Origin of the sequence: Streptomyces sp. 8N706 (genome assembly GCF_052245415.1) — a bacterium.
Lineage (GTDB): Bacteria > Actinomycetota > Actinomycetes > Streptomycetales > Streptomycetaceae > Streptomyces.
On the sequence record NZ_JBQQBW010000002.1, the window covers coordinates 46841 to 68471 of the forward strand.

The window sequence follows — 21631 nt, forward strand, 5'->3', positions numbered from 1 at the left end:
GGCTCTCGACGCCGTGAGCGGTGTTGTTTAGGATCATGGGCACGGCATCGCGTGTCGGTCACCGGCTGGGTGAGGCATGGAGGTGCCCGTGAGATTGCCTTGCGGAGGCATTCCACACATGTCAGTCGAGTTGAATCACACCATCATCCATGCCCGGGACAACCGGGAGTCGGCCGAGTTCCTGGCGCACATATTGGGGCTCGAGGTCGGGACCGAGTTGGGCCCGTTCATTCCAGTGGCCACCACCAACGGGGTCACCCTGGACTTCGCCGCCATCCCGGCGGAGTCGATCGTCATGCAGCACTACGCCTTCCTCGTCTCCGATGAGGAGTTCGATGAGGCCTTCGCGCGTATCCAGCAGGCCGGGATCACGTACTACGCAGATCCGCATCTGAAGAAGCCTGGAGAGATCAACCACCACCACGGCGGGCGCGGCCTGTACTTCATGGATCCGGCCGGGCACGGCATGGAGATCATCACGCGGCCCTATGGCAGCCACGAGGAGCATCCGACGGCATCATGAGGCAGTGGCTGGCCAGGGGCAGGCCCCTGGCCAGCCGTAGTGCGTGCTGTTCACGCTGCGGATGTCGTATGCGGGTAAGGCTGTCCACCGTCTCTGTGCCACCGCTTCGCAAGAGGCGTTCCTGGAAGGGCACGTGGAAAGCATTTCCGTCCTGGACGGGGTGCCAACGGTTCGTATCCGCTATGACAACGGGAAACCGGCTGTCAAGCAGGTGTTGTTCGGCCGCTCCCGCACGGAGTCAGCCCGCTGGGCTGCTTTCCGATCGTGGTATGGCTTCTCGGCGTTCTACTGCACCCGGTGAGGAAGGTCCCATGAGAAGGGCGGCGTGGAGCGCGAGGGGGAAGGACGCGCCTGTCGACGGCAAGACCGTCTGGAGCGAGCAGGCGTGAGCAGGCCGCATCGTCAGCCGACGCATGATGGCACGAAGGCCGGGTCGGCCGGGCCCTTGCGCTCGAGCGCGTTCAGGACCCACTGGTGGACGACCGGGTCGTTGGGCGTCTGGTCGTGCTCGATGGGGTCGAGCGGACAGCGGTCCTGGAGAGTGATGTTGGTGACCTCGCGGTCCGAGCCGTTCAGGAACGCGCTGGTATAGGGCGTGACGATCTCGTCGTATCTGGTGGTGACGACGGTGTAGTACGGACCGGCCGGCGTCTCGTCCTTCGCGTTCAGGTCGGTCAGGAACTCCGACCCCGCCTGTTGCTCGTCGCAGGCCGGACAGGCGCTGTTTTCGCTGTTCTCGCTGTTTTCGAACTCGGGCGGCGGTGCGATCACGCCCTCCGTGCCGTGGTTGGACGGAACGATCCCCACCAGGTCGTCGACCTGGGTCGCGCCGCCGAGGTACTTGATGTAATAACGGGGCATCATTCCGCCCTGGCTGTGCCCGACCAGGTCGACCTTCTTGGCGCCCGTTGCCCCCATGACCGCGCCGACGAACGACTCGAGTTCCTTCGCCGACTGGGCAATGGGTCCCATGGCGTTGCCGCCGTAGTTCAGCGCGAAGACGCAGTACCCCTCATTTTTCAGCCTGGGGCTGAGGGTCGGCCAGTTCTTGGCCATGGTCTCGAACGTTCCGTGGACCAGCACGACCGGCTCGGGATGCTCGGCGGTGGGCTCGCAGGACCAGTCATTGGCACCGGGCGGCGAGATGTCGGTGGTGTCGGCGGTGGCCGGCGAAGCGGGCGACAAGACGGCGGCGCTGACCGCGAGAGCGGCGGCGGTAAGGATCGTGGGGAGGCGCGGAGGCATGCTGTTCCTCTTTGGACGGGGGGAAGGGACGGTAGGGCGGGGACAGGACTGGTGAACCCGTCGCGACGGTGGATGGCGCCTGGAGCGGCACGCCTTACGGGCGACTCCCGGATCCGAACACTGTTCGGCATGGCCGATTGGCAGCGATTTTGCGTGGCTGTTATCGGCATGTCAACCCTCGGTATCGCTTTCGTAAGCTCTGCCTCCGTCCTTTCCGGCCGATCAGTCCGGCCCGCAGGCAGCCCGCAAGCGCCTGTACGTAGGCTCGTGCGGCTCTGAAGCCGCTCAAGTCAGGACCGAATGCAGGGGTGCCCTCTGCCGGCGGGAAAGGGCTCCGTCCCTCGATCCGCCCTGCCAAGATCGTGCGCTGGTCGAGGACGGTGGCCTGGGACACGTGGACAGGCGGCTGCGGAGCGTACGGAAGGGCCGGGTACGCGGCTGATTCCCATTCCCGAAGAGCCATTGGAGTTCCAATGCCAGGCATTGGATTCCCCATTGGATACCTATCGGACTACGGCTTAATGTCGAGGACATCGCCGCTCTGACGATCTGCACTCAAAGCGTCAGTGATCGCAAAGCGTCAGTGATCGCAGAGTGTCAGCGGACGCAGCACCTTGGAGCGCGCGATACGCAAACCCACCCCTCCGGGCCCAGGTCAGCAGGGCCCGTATCCTCGGAGAAACACCATGTCGAAGATCCTTTTCGTGATGACCGGCGTCGACTACTGGACGCTGGCTGATGGCACCAAGCACCCGACCGGTTTCTGGGCCGAGGAGGCCGTCGCCCCGTACGAGGCGTTCAGGGCCGCCGGCCACGAGATCGTCGTAGCCACCCCGGGCGGCGTCGTCCCCACGGTGGACAAGGCCAGTCTCGCCGCCGAGGTCAACGGCGGCCAGGAGAACGCCGACAAGATCGCGAACACGCTCGCCGCGATGAGTGAGCTGCAGAACCCGATCAAGCTCGAGGACGTGAACCTCGACGACTACGCCGCGGTCTTCTACCCCGGCGGTCACGGCCCGATGGAGGACCTCGCCGTCGATGCCACCTCCGGCGAGCTGCTCATCGACACCCTGGAGGCGGGTAAGCCGCTGGGGGTGGTCTGCCACGCGCCGGCCGCCCTGCTCGCGGCCGTGAAGACCGACGGATCCAACGCCTTCTCGGGCTACCAGGTGGCCGCGTTCACCAACGCCGAGGAAGCGCAGGCCGGCTTCGCCGACAAGGCGAAGTGGCTGCTTCAGACCCGCCTGACGGAGGCGGGCGTGCGGGTGCAGGCGGGCGAGCCGTGGGCGCCGAAGGTGGTCGTCGACCGCAACCTGGTCACCGGCCAGAACCCGGTCTCCTCCACCCCGGTCGCCGCGGAACTGCTCAAGAAGCTGGCCTGAGCCGTGGGCGCTGACCGGCTGGGTGAGGTCCTGGACGCCACCTACGACTGTCCGACCCGGTATGGCGTGCGGCGCACCACGATGGATGACATCGCCTCCGCCATGGGCATGTCCCGGTCAGCGGTCTACCAGTACGTCCGCAGCAAGGACGACGCCTTCCGGCAGCTCGCCCACCGCCTGCACGCCCAGGCACTGGAGCGCGCCCGGCAGGCGGCGGCCGCCTGGGACGTCCCGTACGCCGAGGCGTCCGGGGCGTCCTGGCCGCCAAGCTCGACCTGGTCCTCCAGCTCTCCGGGGACTCCGCGCACACCGCCGAACTTCTCGACGCAAAGGCCCCGCTGTTCGGCGGGATCTGCACCGCCTTCACCGCCGGCCTGCGGCGCCTGCTGATCGGCCTGTTCAGCGAGGCCGGCGCCGTGGGCGGTATCTCGCCCGGCGAGGCGGCCGATATCGCGATCGTCCTGGTGATCGGGCTGGAGTCGGTGGGCGACGGCCGGCTGCTGCTGGGGCCCGCGAGCGACGCGCTCCTGTCCGGCCTGCTGGGCGCCCCGGTGGCGACCCGCTGACCGCGCGCCCCGAGGCGCTCGTTTCCCCCGTTTTCCTCGTTTCCCTGTCTTTCTCTCTGTGGAGCTCAGCCATGCACTTTTCCAGCGGGTTCAGCCACTGCAAAGCCCGCCTGGACGTGCCCCTGCACTGAACTGCCCCAGCCAGTCCCTGCCGCCCTCGCGGAACGGCCAGGGCGGCACCGCCGCCCCTCCGGTCCCTCACCCCCGGCCCGCCGGATACCTCACCTCGAAATACGCTCTCATGCCGTCCAAGCACCGTTCTCTGACCGCGCCTGCCGGCGCTGGATACGGGCTCGTTCTCATCCTCGGCCTCGCGGCCACGGTCGTGGCCATGATGCAGACCCTGGTCGTGCCCATCGTGGCCATCATCCGCGACGAGTTGTCCCTGACCGCCTCCACCGCCAGCTGGCTGACCACGGCCACCCTGCTGTCCGCAGCCGTCTTCACCCCGCTGCTGGGGCGGCTCGGGGACATGCGCGGCAAGCGCCCCGTCCTCATCGGCATCCTGCTGGTCACCGTGGCCGGCTCCGTCCTCGGCGCCACCACCAGCTCCCTGCCCCTGCTGCTGACCGCCCGGGCGATGCAGGGCGCCTCCACCGCGATCTTCCCGCTGGCCCTGTCCGTGCTGCGCGATGAACTGGAGCCCCGCCGGCTGTCCGGCGCCATGGGCCTGGTCAGCGGCACCCTCGCGGTCGGCGCCGGACTCGCCCTGGTCGGCGCGGGCCTGCTCACTCAGGGCACCGATCCCGACTACCACCGCGTCTTCTGGATGGCCACCGCCCTGTCCCTGATCGCTCTCGTCAGCGTCATCGCCGCCGTCCCGCCCTCCCGCGAGACCACTGGCGGACGCACCGACTGGGCCGGCGCGGCCACCCTGGCGGCCGCCCTCGTCCTGTTCCTGCTGCCCGTCTCCCAGGGCAACACCTGGGGCTGGACCTCCCCGCGCACCCTGACCCTGTTCGCCGCCGCGGCCGTCATGGCCACGGTCTGGGTGGTCGTCGAGCGACACGTCAGCGAGCCCATGGTGGACATGACCATGTTCGTGCTCCGGCCGGTGCTGTTCACCAACATCGCCGGTGTGCTGCTCGGCTTCGGCATGTTCACCCAGTTCATCGGCATCGCCTTCCTGGCCCGGACCCCCAGGGAGCTGGCCGGCTACGGCTTCTCCGCCTCTGTGCTGGGCGCCGCGACCACTTACCTGCTGCCCAGCACCCTCGCCTCACTGATCGCCGCGCAGCTGGGCGGCACCCTGGTGCGCCGCATCGGCGCCCGCGTCACCCTTGCTGCCGGCGCCGCCTCGGGGGTTGCCGGCTTCGTCTGGCTTGCCCTCGCCCACGGCAGCACCGCATCCGTCGTCAGCGCGGGCATCCTTACCGGCACCGCCGTCAGCTTCGGCTTCGCCGCCCTGCCCGCCTTCATCGCCAAGGGCGTGCCTGCCCACCAGAGCGGCATCGCCAACAGCATCAACTCCATCGCCCGTTCGGTCGGCAGCTCCGCAGGATCGGCCGTCATCACCACCCTGCTGGCCGCCAACACCCTGCCCCATCTCCCGCCCGGCACCCCTGCGCTGCCGGCCGAGACGCAGTACAGCGTCGTCTTCACCCTCGGTGCCCTGGCCTTCGCTCTCATCGCCCTGGTCGCCCTCACCGGCCTCGACTTCAACCGCACGGCACCCAGCCGCGTCGTGCTGCGGTCGCAACCGGCCAACAGCCTCCCGGCTCCGTCGGCACCGCCGCAAACTGCTCCGCTGAACACCACCGGCAACTGACCCTGACGGTCGGCACATCCCTCGCGCTGAACAGGCCCGTCCCCCGCCGGTTCAGCCCGTCCAGCTCACATGAAAGGAACGCTCGACACCGTGTGACACGGCCCGGCACAGCACCCCGCCCTCTCCACCCACCCCGACCCAAGGAGACTCCCCAGGAAGATCGGCATCATCGGCGCCGGCAACATCGGCGGCAACCTCACCCGGCGGCTGACCGCTCTCGGCCACGACGTGGCCGTCGCCAACTCCCGCGGCCCGCACACCCTGACCGCGCCGGCCGAGGAGACCGGCGCCACCCCGGTAGCCGTAGCCGAAGCCGCCCGCGGCGCCGAGATCGTTGTGGTCACCATCCCGCTCAAGAACATCCCCGACCTTCCGTCCGGCCTGTTCGACGGGGCCGACGACGGCTTCGCCGTGATCGACACCGGCAACTACTACCCCAAGCAGCGCGACGGGAGGATCGCCACCATCGAGGACGAGGGGCTCACCGAGAGCCGCTGGACCCAGCAGCACCTCGGTCACCCGGTGATCAAGGCGTTCAACGGCACCTACGCCCAGGACATCCTCGACAAGCCGCGCCCGAAGGACGACCCCGAGCGGATGGCGCTGCCGGTCGCGGGCGACGACGAGGCCGCCAAGAAGATCGTCCGCGGCCTCATCGACGAGCTCGGCTTCGACACCGTGGACGCCGACGGCATCGACGACTTCTGGCGCCAGCAGCCCGGCACCCCCGTCCACGGCCTGCGCGGCGGCGCCGCCGCGGTCACGAAGGCCCTGGCCGAGGCGTCCCCCAAGCGTCCGGCAGCGTTCCGGGCGTAAGGCTCCGGATGCCGCCACAGCCCGCCTTGCCATAGGGATCAGATAGAATTCCTTCGTGAGACATAAGGATCCCGATGGCCCGATCGGGGTACGGCAGTCCGCTGCTGCACCCCAACCGGACCTGAACCTGCTGCGCACCTTCCTGGCTGTGTACCGCTCCGGTTCCTTCACCGCCGCCGCAGGACTGCTGGGCCTGTCCCAGCCCACGGTGACCACCCAGATCCGCGCGCTGGAACGGCAGACGGGCCGCGAGCTGTTCCAGCGCCTGCCGCGCGGCGTCGCCCCGACACCCGTCGCCCACGACCTCGCGGCCAGTGTGGCCGCGCCCCTCGACATGCTCGCCGCCGCCGGGCACGACACCGCACCGGACAAGCCGGCCGCCCCCGTCCATCTGGCAGGGCCTGCCGAACTGCTGTGCACCCGCGCCCTGCCGACCCTCGCCCCGCTGGCGGCCGACGGAGTACGGCTGCGCGTGACCACGGGCCTGACCGACCCGCTCCTGTAGGAGTTGCGCGCCGGACGCTATGACCTGGTGATCGCCACCGTCCGGCCGCGCGGGAGGGCGCTGGCCGCCGTGCCGCTGATGGACGAGGAGTTCGTCCTGGTCGCCGCGCCCGCCTGGGCCGACCGCCTCACGGAACGGCTGGCCGCCGACGGCCCGGCCGCGCTGCACGCCGTCCCCCTGGTCACCTACGCCGAGGACCTGCCCATCGCCCGCCGCTACTGGCGCCACGTCTTCGGCACCCGGCTGTCCTGCCCCGCTGCCGTCACCGTCCCCGACCTGCGCGGCGTACTCGCCGCGGTCGCCGCGGGTGCCGGCTTCACCGTCCTGCCCCGCTTCCTGTGCCAGGACGAACTCGCCTCCGGCGCCCTCGTGCCCCTGCACGAACCGGACGACCCGCCCATCAACACCGGCTACCTCGTCCAGCGCCCCGGCAGGCCCGACAACCCCGACGTCACCCGGGTCCGCGACCTCCTCCTCGAGGCGGGCCGCACCTGGTGACTCCCGCGGTTCCCCCACCACTGAGCGGCATGCCGTGAGGGTCCGGGCTGCCCGACGCCGCGTCGAGCGCGGGCATGGTGGCGCAGCTCCGCCCAGCCTGTCGACGCCCGGCCTGTCGACGCCCGGCCTGTCGACGCCCGGCCGGGCCGGGAAGCCCATACGGGTGAACCAGCAGCCGTGCGGAGAGTTCCAGTAGCCGACGGCGCAGCCCTGTGGCGTGCCGGGGGGCGCGGGGCGGCGAGCGTCTCGTACGTGCTGGCCAGCTCTCGCTGAAGCCGGACCAGGTCGTCGGGGAAGTGAGGGGGCGATGCATTCATGAGAGCGCTTGTGCGATTTATTGCGCATTGGGCGTGCGCCCGTGTCGGTGGCGGCCGACCCTGGATGCAGAGGGCCCTGCTGAGCGGCGCCCAGCACTCCCCTGGCCTGGCGCATCAGCTCGGACCGAACTGGAAGGTGAACGTCACGATGAAGACACCCCCGATCGTTTCGCTGCAAGAGTGGGAGGCTGCGCACCAGCAGCTGCTTCTGGAAGAGAAGAAGTTGACCCGCGCCCGTGACGCACTGGCCGCCGAGCGTCGGCGGATGCCGTGGCTGGCGGTGGAGAAGGAGTACGAGTTCGACGGACCCGAGGGTAAGGCGAGTCTGCTCGACCTCTTCGAGGGGCGTCGTCAGCTGATCGTCTACCGCGCTTTCTTCGAGCCCGGCGTGTTCGGCTGGCCCGACCACGCCTGCCGCGGCTGCTCCATGGTGGCCGACCACGTCGCCCACCTCGCCCATCTGAACGCCCGCGACACCACCCTCGTCTTCGCCTCACGCGGGCCGCAGCCGGACATCGAGCGTGTGAAGGTGCGGATGGGCTGGACGATGCCCTGGTACACCATCACCGACGAGTTCGACACCGACTTCGGCGTGGACGAGTGGCACGGCACGAACGCGTTCATCCGCGATGGCGACAGGGTGTTCCGCACCTACTTCATCAACAGCCGCGGCGACGAAGCGTTGGGGAACACCTGGAGCTACCTCGACATGACCGCGCTCGGGCGGCAGGAGGAATGGGAGGACTCGCCCGAGGGCTACCCCCAGACCCCGCCGTACGAGTGGTGGAACTGGCACGACGAATACGGCGAGGACGCCGAGCCGCCAAAGGAGCGGGGGGCCCGAACTCCCTGAGGCCGGCGTGCCTGAGCCCTTCATCTGGCGGCTGAGCGTGGGCGACCGGCCCGGTGCCTTGAGCTGCTTGACCAGATAGCGCATCTGCGCTGGTGCGGACTTTCGGGGTATGCCGCGGACGAGGGTCTCCAGGGCCTCGCTGTCGTGCAGGTTCGCACCCGGGATGCCTCTCGAGAGGGGCAGACCGGTCCGCTCGGTGACACGTGGATCTCCGAGCCTCCGCGGTCGCGCCTTTGATCGACTCCTTCGACCGGACGCGGTCCGCCGCGGCCCCACGGGTGGTCCGATAGCCCCGCCGTCGAGCCAGGACCAGCGGCAGATCGATCCGCGGTGGCGAGCAGCGCCGTCACGTGAATAGGTGTCAGGATAGTTCGCGGCACCGCTTCCCGGGCCGCGCCGGCGAAGTTTTCGGCACGTGCCGGGTCAGCGCCGGGTGGACGGGGGGCTCGGTGTTTCCCATGCGCGCGCATAGCGGCGGGCGTCCGGGCCCTTCGGGTCTCGGCTGCGGTACACCACGTACGGCCGGACCAGATAGCCCAGCGGCGCGCTGAACACGTGCACCAGACGTGTGTACGGCCAGAACGCCAGCAGGGCGAGCACCACGAGGTTGTGAACCTGGAAGCTGATCGGAATGCCCTCCATCAGTTCCGGCTGTGGGTTCAGCGAGAACAGGCCGCGGAACCACGGTGCGACGGTGGCGCGGTAGTCGTAGCCGCCTCCGATGAGGTTGCTGCCGACGGTGTTGAGCATCCCGGTCGCGATGGCGGCGGCCAGCAGCGTGTACATGACCACATCGTTGGTCGTGGTGGCCTTGCGCACGGCGGGCACGGTGACCCGGCGGTAGAGCAGAATCGCCAGGCCCGCGACCGTGGCCAGCCCGGACAGCGTGCCTGCTGACACCGAGACGAGGTGGTACGTCCCCTCGGAGATGCCGACGAACTCGGTCCAGCTCGCCGGTATCAGGAGGCCCATCGCGTGCCCGCCGATCACCGCCAACAGCCCGAAGTGGAACAGCGGGCTGCCCAGCCGCAGCAGCCTGCTCTCGTAGAGCTGCGAGGACCGGGTGGTCCAGCCGAACTGGTCGTGCCGGTAGCGCCAGACATGCCCGAGCACGAAGGAGGTGAGTGCCACGTACGGTGCGGCGAGCCACAGCAAGGTGATCACCGGCGTCCTCCCATCTCCCGCTGCGTCGTCGGATCCATCGCGAACGGCTCCAGACCGACCTCCTCCTCGGGCGGCCCCTGTGCGGCGAGTTCGGCGATCCGGCGCCGGTTGGCCGTGTTGAGTTCGGGCAAGGTCGCGCACACCGCGTCGAGCACATCCGCATACGGCGACTCACTGGCCACCAGGGACAGCCGGAGCAATTCCACGACGGGCCGGTGCTCGAGGAGCAGTCGCCGACCGGACGCGGGGTCGATGGTCGCGGCGAACTCCAACACCACGGCGAGATGGTCAGGGAGTTCGTGGTCGCCCAGCGTGGCCCCTGCCGTCTTGTAGGCGTGCTTGAACCGCAACAGCGCCATGCCACGCTTGCGGGTGTCTCCGTAGGCGTAGTACGTCAGATGCAGGCAGTTGCGACGGCGCAGGTCGAAGGTCTCCACATAGTGCGCGGCCAGTTCCATCGGCGGCATCCCGCGAGCCCTGTCCGCAAACGACACCAGGGCCGGACCCGCCGGCGCGGGTACGGACCCTGCCACCGCCGCCATCTCCTCGAGCAGGTTCGGCGTCTGCCCGGTCGGATAGTCGAGCAGCAGCCCGGCGATCCGCCACACGATCCGCCGCTGCCGTTCGGACAGGTGCTGGGCCGGTGAGTTCCGGGTTCCTCGCTTGCCCAGCCGGAGCGGGCTCATCGGACGCCCTCCGCCGCGGGCTCCTGCTCGGCGTCATGGTCGGAGCGGCCCGGTTCCTCGGGGGCCGGGAACAGGCCGTCGGCGGACTTGCCGTCCCAGTCGAGCAGGTTGATGCGCGTCCGCTTGTCCTCGGGCGCTGCGCCATTGGTGTCGGTGAGGTGGAACTTCTCCGCCATTGCATCGAACGCGGTCATGCCCGGCCCGCCGTCGCCGTCCAGGCTGCACCCCGTGGCGACCGCGTCCAGCCGGTGGGCGTCCGCGCCCGCACCGCTGGGAATCACGTAGCGCTCCTCGTACTTGGCGATCGCCAGCAGGCGGTACATCGCTTCGACCTCGTTCGGCGTGAGGCGCACCGCCTCGGCGATCTCCGGCTTGGTCGGCTCGCCGAGGTTGACCCGGCGCATATGCGAGCGCATCGCGGCAAGTCGCTGCAGCGCGGCACGGACCGGCCCGACGTCGCCCGCGGTGAACAGCTCAGCCAGGTACTGCACCGGGATGCGCAGCGCGTCGATCGCGCCGAAGAGGTTGCCTGCGTCCTCGCCGTCATGTCCGGTCTCGCCGAGCACGTCCACGACGGGCGAGAGCGGGGGCACGTACCAGACCATCGGCATCGTGCGGTACTCCGGATGCAGCGGCAGCGCGACCTGGTAGTCGACGATCAACCGGTAGACGGGCGAGTTCTGCGCCGCCTCGATCCACTCGCTCGAGATGCCCGCCCGCTCGGCCTCGGCGATCACCCGCGGGTCGTGCGGGTTGAGGAAGACACCCAACTGGGCCGGATAGAGGTCCTGGTCGTCCTCGACCGAGGCCGCTTCCAGCACCGCGTCGGCGTCGTAGAGCAGCACACCGATGTAGCGCAGCCGCCCGACACAGGTCTCCGAGCAGACGGTCGGGATGCCGACCTCGACCCGCGGGTAGCAGAACGTGCACTTCTCGGCCTTGCCGGTCTTGTGGTTGAAGTAGATCTTCTTGTACGGGCAGCCGGTGACGCACTGCCGCCAGCCGCGGCAGCGGTCCTGGTCGACCAGGACGATGCCGTCCTCACTGCGCTTGTAGATCGCGCCGGAGGGGCAGGACGCCGCGCAGGACGGGTTGAGACAGTGCTCGCAGATCCGCGGCAGATAGAACATGTACGTCTGCTCGAACTCGAGCTTCACCTGCTCGGACACCTTGGCAAGCACCGGATCCCGGCCGATCTGCTCGGGGCCGCCGCCCAGGTCGTCGTCCCAGTTGGCTCCCCAGGTGACCTTGGTGTCCTCGCCGGTGATCAGCGACTTGGGCCGGGCGACGGGCGTGGTGTCCGACGGCGGAGCGGACAGCAGGTTCTCGTAGTCGTATGTCCACGGCTCGTAGTAGTCCGACACCGTGGGCAGATCCGGGTTGGCGAAGATATTCAGCAGCCGCTTGACGCGGGACCCCGTGCGCAGCCGGAGCTTGCCGCGCTTGGACAGCTCCCAGCCGCCCCGCCACCTGTCCTGGTTCTCGTACTGGCGCGGATATCCCTGCCCCGGCCGGGTTTCCACATTGTTGAACCAGACGTACTCGACACCGCCGCGGTTGGTCCACGCCTGCTTGCAGGTGACGCTACAGGTGTGGCAGCCGATGCACTTGTCCAGGTTCATCACCATGGCGAGTTGTGCCATGACCCTCATCAGTACCGCACCTCCTGGCCCCTGCGCCGGATCGTCGTGACCTCATCACGCTGGTTGCCGGTCGGGCCGTGGTAGTTGATCGCGAATGACTGCTGGGCGTAGCCGCCGATCAGATGCGACGGCTTGATCATCAACCGGGTGAGCGCATTGTGGATGCCGCCGCGTTTGCCGGTCTTCTCGGTGCGCGGAACATCGACCGCCCGGTCCTGGGCGTGATACATGAACACGGTTCCCTCGGGCATCCGGTGGCTCACGATCGCCCGCGCGACCACGACACCGTTGCGGTTGACCGCCTCGATCCAGTCGTTGTCCTTGACGCCGATCTTCGCCGCGTCCACATCGGACATCCAGATCGCCTGCCCACCCCGGGACAACGTCAGCATGTGCAGGTTGTCCTGGTACGCGGAGTGAATCGACCATTTCGAGTGCGGGGTGAGGTATCGGACGGTGACCCCGGCCTCGCCGGTCGCGCCGACAGCGGGTTCGGCGAACAGCGCCGTCATGTCCAGCGGCGGCCGGAAGACCGGCAGTTGCTCACCGAGTTCGAACATCCAGTCGTGGTCGAGGAAGAAGTGCTGCCTGCCGGTCAGCGTGTGCCACGGCTTGAGCCGCTCGGTGTTGATGGTGAACGGGGCATAGCGCCGGCCGCCGGTCTCGCTGCCCGACCATTCCGGTGAGGTGATCACCGGCACCGGCCGGGCCTGAGTGTCCGCGAAGGTGATCCGCTTGGCCTCGTTCTCGGCCGCGAGGTCGGCGAGCTTCGTGCCCGTGCGCCGCTCGAGGGCATGGAACCCTTCGGTGGCGAGCCTGCCGTTGGTGGTGCCCGACAGCGCCAGGATCGCCTCTGCAGCATGGGTGTCCTTGGCCAGCGACGGCCTGCCCGCGGCGACTCCGGACGGGACGACACCGTTGACGCCCCCCAAGTATTCGACCTCCGCGTCCGGGTGCACCGTCACGCCCTTCGTGGTCAGACCGAGGGTGTCCACCAGCGGGCCGAGCGCGGCCATCTTCTCGCCAACAGCCGGGTAGTCACGCTCGACCACGACCAGCCGGGGCATCGTCCTGCCCGGTATCGGCTCACACTCGCCTGCCTTCCAGTCGAGCACTCGGCCGCCCGGCTGCGCGGTGGCGTCGGCGGTGTCATGCGTCAGCGGCACCGCGACGATGTCCTTGCGCGTGCCGAGATGCTTCGCGGCGAGCCAGGAGAAGCCGCGTGCGATCCGGTGGAAGGCCTCGAAGTCGGTCTTGGACTCCCACGGCGGCGATATGGCCGGGGAGAAGGCGTGCACGTACGGATGCATGTCCGTGCTGGACAGGTCGTGCTTCTCGTACCAGGTCGCCGCGGGCAGCACCACGTCGGAGAACAACGTGGTGCTGGTCATCCGGAAATCCAGCGACAGCAACAGATCCAGCTTGCCGACCGGTGCCTCCTCCCGCCAGGTGACCTCCTCGGGCCGGACACCTTCGCGGTCGGTCGCCTGCAGGTTGGAATCCGTGCCGAGGAGATGGCGCAGGAAGTACTCGTTCCCCTTGGCGGACGAGCCGAGCAGATTGGCGCGCCACACCGTCAGTACGCGAGGGAAGTTCTCCGGTGAGTCCGGATCCTCGCAAGCGAAGCGCAGGTGCCCGGACTTCAGACCGTCCACGACGTGCTGCGCGCCGTCCTTGCCCAATCGCTCCGCTTCGTCGGCCAGGTCCAGCGGATTACGGTTGAACGTCGGGTAGCTCGGCATCCAGCCCAACCGAGAGGCAAGCGCGATGTTGTCGGCCGCGGTTCGTCCCGCGAAGCGCCCGGTGGCCAGCGGCGATGCCATCGCCTCCGAGGTGAACGGGTCGTAGCGCCACTGGTCCGTGGCCAGGTACCAATACACCGTGCCCTGCATCTGGCGCGGTGGCCGCTGCCAGTCCAGTCCGAAGGCGAGCGTCGCCCAGCCCGTGATCGGTCGGCACTTCTCCTGGCCGACATAGTGGGCCCAGCCGCCGCCGTTGACCCCCTTGCAGCCGGTGAGCATCGTGAGCGCCAGGAACGAGCGGTAGATCTGGTCGGAGTGGAACCAGTGGTTGGTACCCGCGCCCATGAGAATCATCGACCGGCCGCCGGACCGCTCGGCGTTGTCGGCGAACTCGCGGGCGATCCGCTCGGCGGCCTTCGCGGGCACTCCGGTGATCGGCTCCTGCCAGGCGGGCGTATAGGGCTGTGACGCGTCGTCGTAGTCGGCCGGCCAGTCGCCGGGAAGCCCCGGCCGGTGGACGCCGTACTGAGCCAATAGCAGGTCGAACACCGTGGTCACCCGCTGCCCGCCGACGATCTGTGTGGGCACGCCGCGGTGCAGGACGCCCGCATCTGCGGTGTCGGCACCGTCGAACCGGGGCAGCCCGACGGTCACCGCATCGGCGTCGGCGTCGCTGTCGCCGCCATACAGCGACAGCATCGGGTCGGCCTCGCCGAGATCCAGATTCCAGTGGCCCCGTCCGGAATCCGTGAACCGGTGACCGAGCGACCCACCGGGGACCACGGGGGCGCCGTCGGCGTCCAGCAGCACCGTTTTGAACTCGGCGCCCTCTCCGGTCTCGCCCAGGTCGGCGGCCGTGAGGAACTTGCCGGGAACGTAGGCGTCGCCGCGTTCGGTGAGGGTGACCAGGAACGGAAGGTCGGTGTAGCGCTTGACGTAGTCGGTGAACCGCGGGGTCGCCCTGTCGACGAAGAACTCCTTGAGGATCACGTGTCCCATGGACATGGCCAGCGCGGCGTCGGTGCCCGGCCGCGCGGGCAGCCACTCGTCGGCGAACTTGGTGTTGTCCGCGTAATCAGGGGAGACCACCACGACCTTCTGGCCCCGGTAGCGCGCCTCCGTCATGTAGTGCGCGTCAGGTGTCCGGGTCACCGGGACATTGGAACCCCACATGATCAGATAACCCGCGTCGAACCAGTCGGCGGACTCCGGAACGTCGGTCTGGTCACCGAACACCTGAGGCGAGGCCACTGGCAGGTCGGCGTACCAGTCGTAGAACGACAGCATCGAGCCGCCGATCATGGAGATGAACCGGGCCCCCGCCGCGTGGCTCACCATCGACATCGCGGGAATCGGCGAGAACCCCGCGACCCGGTCGGGCCCGTGCCGCTTGATCGTGTGCACATGCGCGGCGGCGACGATCTCGGCGGCCTCCCACCACTCGGCCCGCACGAACCCGCCTTTGCCGCGTGCGGACTTGTATCTGCGAGCCTTCTCCGGGTCGTCGACGATGTCGGCCCAGGCCAGCACCGGATCGTCCAGCCGCTGCTTGGCCTCGCGGTAGAGCTCGAGCAGCGTCGCGCGCACGTACGGGTAACGGACCCGTGCGGGAGAGTAGGTGTACCAGGAGAACGACGCGCCCCGCGGACAACCGCGCGGTTCGTACTCGGGCTTGTCCGGGCCGATCGACGGGTAGTCCGTCTGCTGCGCCTCCCAGGTGATGATCCCGTCCTTGACGTAGACCTTCCAGGAGCAGGAACCGGTGCAGTTCACCCCGTGGGTGGACCGCACGACCTTGTCGTGGGCCCAGCGGTCCCGATAGAAGACGTCGGCGGACCTGCCGCCGATCTTGTGCACCGTCCGCAGGTCCGCCGAGGTCTCGCCACGCTGAAAATGCCCGCCAATGCGGAGCAGGGAATCTTCGAAATCGGTGTCCGACGTGCTCCCTTGTATGCCGGATGTGCCATTCGAGGAATCGGACACGAGCCCCGCCTCTCCTGATATTTCCGTGAACACGCCCTGCGCTCCGCGGGCTTACCGTAAACGGCAAGTTAATGCGCTACAAGGCTTCCACCCGCATGCCCTGGAAATGCGCACATAATGGGGATGATGTTTGTGCGTTCGCCGTAACACCGTGTTTACACCTCCGACCCCTTGCAAGCTTCGCGCGTAGCCCTCCAGAATGCTTCGACCATCCCTGAGGTGGCTTTTTTGGTAAATGGCCGGTTGGCTCTGCGGTATTTGTTGGTGAGGTCCATGACGGCGTGTTGGCCGGTGGCCCTGGTTGGCCCGGGGGTGACGTTGGGGGCACGACGGCTGCGGGCCAGGCGGATGCCGGTGGTTGTCGACGTGGCGCCGCGCTTCGTGTTCGCCGGTGCGTACCTGCCCGCAGCGCGCGCTCCCCTGCTCCCCAGGATCGACCGAGTCACGCAGCATCTGACGTTCGATCCGCTCGAGGAGGTGCCGTCGCAACTCGTCGACGTTGCGTGATTCCTGCCGACTCCGATGGGAGGCAGGTGCAGGCCAAGTCCCGGCGGGGCGGAGCAGGGTACGGTCGCCGCGCCGACCTTGTGCCGGAGGCGACGCAGCTCGCCGTGGAAGCGCCGCAATCCCGAGCGGGAGTTCTGGGCCGAGTCGGGTGATGAGGTTGCAGAGGTCTCCGGTAGGGGGCGGTCGTCCGCGGGGGGGGCCGCCGCTGCGTCCACTTCCTGTGACCAGACGTCGCTGCCAAGCATCCCCTACCGCAGGCCGCGCCTGCAGCGGGATCCAGATGCAGTCTGCGGAGCGGGGGTCGTCGAACGGTGCTCCGCGCCGCTGACTGCTTGGGACGAGGGGTCCCGGAGGGGGTGGTTCACAAACGCCGAGACCGTCCGCCGTAGCGGCCGGAGTTCCGCCGGCACGGTGGAACTGGCGCGGGGCGGCCGGACGCCGGGGAGCCGGCGCCGTGAGGAAGCGCCTGGCGCCGGAGCCCCGCCCCAGTCATCCGCGGCCGACGGCCAACTGGCTCCGGCCCCTCATCAGTTGAACGTCCCGGCCTCGGCGGCCAGCTCCACCAGCAACGGCGCGGGCTCCCAGCCGTCGCCCTCGTGGAAGCGCCTGAGCCTGGCCAGCACCTGTGCGGCGCCCACCGTGTCGGCGTAGAACATCGGTCCGCCGCGATACCTGGGGAAGCCGTACCCCGCGATGTAGACCACGTCGATGTCCGAGGCGCGCAGGGCTATGCCCTCCTCGAGGATGCGCGCGCCCTCGTCGATGAGGGCGAAGACGAGACGCTGCACGATCTCGTCCGCCTCAAACGTGCGGCCCTTGGTGCCACGCTTCTCGTGGAACGAAGCCAGCAGGTCTTCGACGACGGGACTCGGGATCGCCTGGCGGCTGCCGGGCTCGTAGTCGTACCACCCGGCACCCGTCTTCTGGCCGAACCGTCCCATGTCGCACAGGGCGTCGGAGATCTCCTCGCGGGGCATGCCGGGGTCTTCGGCGTAGCGCCTCTTGCGGATCGCCCATCCGATGTCGTTGCCCGCCAGGTCGGCCGTCCGGAACGGGCCCATGGCGAAGCCGAAGTTCTCCGCGGCGGAATCGATCTCGGCCGGTGTCGCGCCCGAGCGGAGCAGATCCATCGCCGCATCCCGGTACTTGGCCAGCATCCGGTTGCCGATGAAGCCGTCGCACACCCGGGCCACCACGCCGGTCTTGCCGATCCGCTGTCCCACCGCCATCGCCGTGACCAGCACGTCGTCCGCGGTATCCGCCCCGCGCACGATCTCCAGCAGTTTCATGACGTTCGCAGGGCTGAAGAAGTGCATGCCGAGGACATCCGCGGGGCGCCCGGTCACCGCGGCGATCGCATCGATGTCGAGGGTCGAGGTGTTCGACGCCAGCACCGCGCCGGGCTTCGCCACCTGGTCGAGCCGGGTGAACACCGAACGCTTGACGTCCATGTCCTCGAAGGCCGCCTCGATGACCAGGTCGCTGTCCGACACATCCGCATAGTCCAGGGTCGGTGTCAGGAGCGCCATACGCCGTTCCAGCCCGTCAGGCGTCAGTTTCCCCTTGTCGACCTGGTGTTGGTAGTTCCGGCGCATGATGCCCAAGCCCCGGTCGAGCGCCTCCTGGCTGGACTCCACGATGACGACCGGAATCCCGGCGTCCAGGAAGTTCATCGCGATGCCGCCGCCCATCGTCCCGGCACCGATGACCGCCACCGTGTCCACCGTCCGCGCCGCCGTCTCGCGCGGGACGTCGGGGACCTTGCGGGCGGCCCGCTCGGCGAAGAACGCATGACGCAGCGCGGCCGACTGCTCGCCGTCCATCAACTCCAGGAACGTCTTCCGTTCCTCGGCCAGCCCCTCCTCGAACGGAGTGGTACCCGCCACCTCGACCAGAGCCAGAGCCGCCGCCGGCGCCAGGAATCCGCGGCCGCGCCGACGCAGGCGCTCCCGCACCGCGTTCATCGAGGCCGCGCCGGCGTTCTCCACGCTCAGGTCCCGGACCCGCGGGAGCGGCCGTACCGCGGCGATCTCGACCGCGAGTTCCACTGCCGCTGCGATCACGTCGCCGTCCACGACCCGATCGAACAGCCGTTGTCCCTGGAGGTCTGCGAGCTCCCGCGCCGTACGGGGCGCACCGCTGGTGATCATGTCCGCCGCGACATCGGCACTCACGACGCGTGGCAGCCCCTGGGTGCCGCCGGCGCCGGGGACCAGCCCGAGGTTCACCTCGGGGAGCCCGATCCTGCTGCCCGACGTCGCGACCCGGTAGTGGGCGCCCAGCGCAAGTTCCAGTCCGCCGCCGAAACAGGTGCCGTCGATGGCGGCCACGACCGGCTTGACGGCGTCCTCCAGTGCCGCGATGACGTCACCGAGGGGCGGTGCGGCGGTGGTCCTGGGCGTCCCGAACTCCGAGATGTCGGCCCCGGCGGAGAAGCATCCCTCGCGGCCGGTGAGCACGACGGCATCGACGTCGTCCGAGTCGAGGGCACGGTGCAGACCCTGCACGATGCCCTGCCGCGTTGCGTGCCCGAGCCCGTTGACCGGCGGGTTGTCGAGGCGGAGGATCGCTGTGCGTCCTACGACGCTGTACTGGGTGGACATGGGGCGGCACCACTCCCTGAACGAAATTCGGTGATCAACGGGTCGGGGACGGTCGAAGCGGGGGACGACAGGCACATCCGGGCGTCTGTCGCCCGCGACGCCGGGCAACGACGACCTGCCACGTCAGCTCTCCCCGATCGCACCGGACGGCGACATCCTGTGGGCGCGAGGCGAACAGCCGGGGCATGTCAGACAGCCGGAACTCTCGCTGAGGGGGGCGCACCACTCGTCCCTTCCTCCGTGTCGCGGCCCGCCGTCGACCGGGACCGGTCGAAACGCATGAGTCCCTCCTGCGCGACGGCGGCCACCAGGCGCCCGCCCGTATCGAACAGTCTTCCGCGGGTCAGCGCCCTGCCGTGCTCGGCCGAAGGGGAGGCCTGGTCGTACAGCAGCCACTCGTCCGCGCGAAAGGGGCGCAGGAACCACAGCGAATGGTCCAACGACGCACCCTGTAGGGCGGCTTGGGGATGCGGCAGTCGCGCGGATCCCAGCAGCGCCATGTCGCTGAGATAGGTCAGCGCGCAGGCGTGGACGGCACCGTCGTCCGGCAGGGGGCGTCCGTACCGGATCCACACCCGCTGGCAGGCCGCCCCCTCAGGAACGTGGCCGATCTCCCCTCTGGGCACCCATCGCATCTCCCAGTCGCGCCACTCCGCAGGTCGCGGCATGCTCCAGCCACTGATGAGGTCGGACTCCGGGATGTGGCCGGGGGCTGGCACGGCCGGCATGTCCACCTGGTGTGAGACCCCCTCGTCCCCGCGGTGGAACGACGCCGTCACCGTGAAGATCGCCTCCCCCGCCTGGACTGCGGTCACCCGGCGGGTACAGAAGCTGCCGCCGTCGCGGATCCGCTCGACCAGATGGTCGGTCGGCTCCTGCGGACGGCCGGGCCGCAGGAAATAGCCGTGCATCGAGTGAGCCGAGTACGACCGGTCGAGGGTACGCGCCGCGGCCATCAGCGACTGGGCGGCGATCTGGCCACCGAACGTTCGTGCCCACTGGCTGGGGATCGGGCCGGACCGGAACCGGTCCGGCTCCATCTCCTCGAGGGCCAGGACCTCCTGCAGACCGGCCCTCCTGCCGCTCGGTCCGCCTGTCACGCCGACACCGCCCCGCGCAGTTCGCGACGCAGGATCTTGCCGCTCGTGGTCTTGGGCAGCTCGTCGCGGATGCCTACGGTCCGGGGGGCCTTGTAGGGGGCCAGGTGCTCGCGGCAGTAGGCGACCAGCTCTTGGGGCTCGACGGACCGGCCGGGCCGCAGGCTGACGAAGGCCGCCACCGTCTCGCCGCGGTACGGGTCGGGCACGCCGACCACGGCGGCCTCGCGTACCGCGGGGTGCCGGTAGAGGACGTCCTCGACCTCGCGCGGCCACACCTTGAAACCGGAGGCGTTGATCATGTCCTTCTTGCGGTCGACCACGTACACCCAGCCCTGCCGGTCCATGAAACCGACGTCGCCGGTGAGCAGCCGCCCGTTCGGGATGGACTCCGCGGTGGCTCCAGGCCTGTTCCAGTAGGCGGGCACCACCATGGGGCCCTCGACCGCGATCTCGCCGACCTCGTTCGGTGCCAGGTCCTTGCCGTCCTCGCCGACGATACGGACCATCGCCGTGGGAAGCGGCAGGCCGATCGACAAGGTCCCCGAGTCGGGGTCCACGGGAGCCTCCCTGTCCACGGGCACCACCACGCACGGGGCGCTGGTCTCGGTGAGCCCGTAGCCGTTGCGGATGTACCGTCCCGTCTGCTCCCGGAACCGCTCGACGATCGCCGGGGGCAGCGGGGCACCGCCCGAGTTGAGCGTCCTGAGGGAGCCGAAGGCGTCGGCGGAGAAGTCGGGGTGTGCCATCAGCGCCATGTACGCGGTGGACGGCCCCACCATGAACGCCGGCCGTTCCCGCTTGAGCGCGTCGATCACCACCCCCGCCTCGAAGCGGTATGCGAGGACCAGGGGGCTCGCCAGGTCGACCGCGGTGAGCAGTTGGACGACCATGCCTGTGATGTGGAACAGCGGGGCCAGCGCGAAGATCGGTGAGCCCGCGGGGACCTCGTCGTACAGCCGCAGCAGAACCGCGTTGACCGTCAGGTTGCGGTGGGTGTTGGTCGCCCCCTTCGGCAACCCGCTGGTGCCGGAGGTGTAGGAGATCAGGGCGATGTCGTCGGGGGTCCGCCCGGGAGGCGCAGGCAGCCGTCCCGCCCGTGCCCTCGCCACGTCGAGAATGTCGTCGGTGCCCTCGCTGCGCTGCCGGGTCAGTCCGGCGAAGATGCGCGGATCGTCCAGGGTCTGCAGGTCCAGCGGGCTGGCGGTGAGCGCTGTGGTCACCCCCGCCGCGGTGGCCCGCTCACGGACGTGCTCCGCCCATGCCCGCTCATCGCACACCATCGCGGTCACCCCCGCGTCGGTGAGGATGTGCGCGAGTTCGTCCCGGTACATCGGATTCAGCGGCACGACCACGCCGCCTGCCTTCCAGGCACCGAACAGCGCCAGCACGAACTGCGGGACGTTCTGCAGGTACAGCGCCAGCCGGTCGCCGGGACGGAACCCGCGCTCGAGCAGGTAGTGCGCCACCCCGTCGGTGAGCTCGTCCACCTCACGGTAGGTCAGCGTGCCACCGAGATAGGTGATGGCAGGCCCGTCGGGGGCGGTGGAGACCGCGTGGGCCAGCAGTTCCAGTGCCGTCCGGTCAGCGACCGGTTCCACCGTCGCCATCCGTTCGTTGTACAGCGCCGTCCACGGTCTGTCGTCAAACCAGCTCATCGCGGCCGAACCCGCCTTTCAGGGGACAGTTGTATGGGTGTGCACGTGGGCGCGGTGACCTTTTACCTGCGCCTG

16 protein-coding genes and 2 pseudogenes are annotated in these 21631 nt (G+C 69.1%); 9 read left to right on the forward strand and 9 right to left on the reverse strand.

Annotation, left to right across the window (positions count from 1 at the left end; translation table 11 throughout):
* The first annotated feature begins 118 nt into the window (after positions 1–118).
* Positions 119–523, forward strand: a complete 405-nt coding sequence (locus ACTWQE_RS01300; RefSeq protein WP_443326889.1) for a VOC family protein — start codon at positions 119–121, stop codon at positions 521–523.
* Positions 524–925: 402 nt separating this feature from the next.
* On the opposite strand, the gene ACTWQE_RS01305 is transcribed toward ACTWQE_RS01300, so the two are convergent.
* Positions 926–1768, reverse strand: a complete 843-nt coding sequence (locus ACTWQE_RS01305) for an alpha/beta fold hydrolase (protein ID WP_443326890.1) — start codon at positions 1766–1768, stop codon at positions 926–928.
* 686 nt (positions 1769–2454) lie between these two features.
* Here ACTWQE_RS01305 and ACTWQE_RS01310 point away from each other — a divergent pair.
* The 7 genes and pseudogenes from ACTWQE_RS01310 to ACTWQE_RS01340 all read left to right on the forward strand — a co-directional run bounded on the left by ACTWQE_RS01310 (position 2455) and on the right by ACTWQE_RS01340 (position 8473).
* Entirely contained in the window at positions 2455–3150 is a 696-nt protein-coding gene (locus ACTWQE_RS01310; protein WP_443326891.1) for a type 1 glutamine amidotransferase domain-containing protein, read from the forward strand.
* Between the two features lie 3 nt (positions 3151–3153).
* A complete protein-coding gene (locus ACTWQE_RS01315) occupies positions 3154–3540 on the forward strand; it encodes a TetR/AcrR family transcriptional regulator (protein ID WP_443326892.1) in 387 nt (128 codons plus the stop codon).
* 26 nt (positions 3541–3566) lie between these two features.
* Complete coding sequence (locus ACTWQE_RS01320; protein ID WP_443326893.1) at positions 3567–3716, forward strand: hypothetical protein; 150 nt, start codon at positions 3567–3569, stop codon at positions 3714–3716.
* 241 nt (positions 3717–3957) lie between these two features.
* Positions 3958–5484, forward strand: a complete 1527-nt coding sequence (locus tag ACTWQE_RS01325; RefSeq protein WP_443326894.1) for an MFS transporter — start codon at positions 3958–3960, stop codon at positions 5482–5484.
* Positions 5485–5643: 159 nt separating this feature from the next.
* Positions 5644–6300, forward strand: coding sequence for an NADPH-dependent F420 reductase (locus ACTWQE_RS01330; RefSeq protein WP_443326993.1), 657 nt, complete (start codon positions 5644–5646; stop codon positions 6298–6300).
* Positions 6301–6355: 55 nt separating this feature from the next.
* Positions 6356–7303: pseudogene (locus ACTWQE_RS01335) on the forward strand (LysR family transcriptional regulator).
* Between the two features lie 465 nt (positions 7304–7768).
* Positions 7769–8473, forward strand: a complete 705-nt coding sequence (locus tag ACTWQE_RS01340; protein ID WP_443326895.1) for a DUF899 domain-containing protein — start codon at positions 7769–7771, stop codon at positions 8471–8473.
* A 105-nt stretch (positions 8474–8578) separates the two neighbouring features.
* Here ACTWQE_RS01340 and ACTWQE_RS01345 read toward each other — a convergent pair.
* The 5 genes and pseudogenes from ACTWQE_RS01345 to ACTWQE_RS01365 all read right to left on the reverse strand — a co-directional run.
* Positions 8579–8736, reverse strand: a pseudogene (locus ACTWQE_RS01345) (IS5/IS1182 family transposase); the annotation flags it as partial.
* Between the two features lie 160 nt (positions 8737–8896).
* Entirely contained in the window at positions 8897–9637 is a 741-nt protein-coding gene (gene narI, locus ACTWQE_RS01350) for a respiratory nitrate reductase subunit gamma (protein WP_443326896.1), read from the reverse strand.
* Positions 9634–10323, reverse strand: a complete 690-nt coding sequence (narJ, locus tag ACTWQE_RS01355) for a nitrate reductase molybdenum cofactor assembly chaperone (RefSeq protein WP_443326897.1) — start codon at positions 10321–10323, stop codon at positions 9634–9636. The genes narI and narJ overlap by 4 nt, the downstream gene beginning before the upstream one ends.
* The gene (gene narH / locus ACTWQE_RS01360; protein ID WP_443326899.1) at positions 10320–11975 is read right to left on the reverse strand and encodes a nitrate reductase subunit beta; all 1656 of its coding nucleotides are present in this window, start codon (positions 11973–11975) and stop codon (positions 10320–10322) included. The genes narJ and narH overlap by 4 nt, the downstream gene beginning before the upstream one ends.
* Complete coding sequence (locus tag ACTWQE_RS01365) at positions 11975–15661, reverse strand: nitrate reductase subunit alpha (RefSeq protein WP_443326994.1); 3687 nt, start codon at positions 15659–15661, stop codon at positions 11975–11977. Before ACTWQE_RS01365 ends, narH begins: the two co-directional genes overlap by 1 nt.
* A 384-nt stretch (positions 15662–16045) precedes the next feature.
* Here ACTWQE_RS01365 and ACTWQE_RS01370 point away from each other — a divergent pair, with 384 nt between their 5' ends.
* Positions 16046–16198 carry a hypothetical protein gene (locus ACTWQE_RS01370; RefSeq protein ID WP_443326900.1) on the forward strand — a complete coding sequence of 51 codons (153 nt, stop codon included), beginning with the start codon at positions 16046–16048 and terminating at the stop codon, positions 16196–16198.
* Positions 16199–16725: 527 nt separating this feature from the next.
* On the opposite strand, the gene ACTWQE_RS01375 is transcribed toward ACTWQE_RS01370, so the two are convergent.
* The 3 genes from ACTWQE_RS01375 to ACTWQE_RS01385 form a co-directional block, all read right to left on the reverse strand.
* Positions 16726–18801, reverse strand: coding sequence for a 3-hydroxyacyl-CoA dehydrogenase NAD-binding domain-containing protein (locus tag ACTWQE_RS01375; RefSeq protein WP_443326901.1), 2076 nt, complete (start codon positions 18799–18801; stop codon positions 16726–16728).
* Positions 18802–18989: 188 nt separating this feature from the next.
* Positions 18990–19901 carry an acyl-CoA thioesterase gene (locus tag ACTWQE_RS01380; protein ID WP_443326902.1) on the reverse strand — a complete coding sequence of 304 codons (912 nt, stop codon included), beginning with the start codon at positions 19899–19901 and terminating at the stop codon, positions 18990–18992.
* Entirely contained in the window at positions 19898–21556 is a 1659-nt protein-coding gene (locus ACTWQE_RS01385) for an AMP-binding protein (RefSeq protein WP_443326903.1), read from the reverse strand. The genes ACTWQE_RS01380 and ACTWQE_RS01385 overlap by 4 nt, the downstream gene beginning before the upstream one ends.
* Positions 21557–21631 lie beyond the last annotated feature (75 nt).